The sequence below is a fragment of the Bifidobacterium sp. UMB1197 genome, assembly GCF_030217745.1.
Taxonomy (GTDB): domain Bacteria; phylum Actinomycetota; class Actinomycetes; order Actinomycetales; family Bifidobacteriaceae; genus Bifidobacterium; species Bifidobacterium vaginale_B.
Genome location: NZ_JASOOL010000058.1, coordinates 1 through 272 on the forward strand (window position 1 = coordinate 1; position 272 = coordinate 272).

General features: G+C 51.5%; 1 protein-coding gene. It reads left to right on the forward strand.

Going from position 1 to position 272, the window contains the following annotated elements:
• Positions 1–11: 11 nt before the first annotated feature.
• A partial coding sequence (locus QP420_RS06590) for a protein rep (RefSeq protein ID WP_481616903.1) occupies positions 12–272 on the forward strand: 261 nt, incomplete at its 3' end.

The window sequence follows — 272 nt, forward strand, 5'->3', positions numbered from 1 at the left end:
GAAGAACCCTCATGTGGCAAGCTCGTTTTTATCAGGCTCTACCAAAAATCGTTGCGGATTACCCATCTTCCCGTTGGTTGTTTCTGACGTTAGCCGTCAGGAACTGCGCGATCGATGATTTGGGGGAAACGCTGACAGCCATGAATTCGGCCTTTCAGCGACTGAAGGACAGGAAAGAGTTCGCGCCGGTTCAGGGCTGGATTCGCGCGACGGAAGTTACACGGGGAAAAGATGGCAGTGCACATCCGCATTTTCACTGTTTACTGATGGTT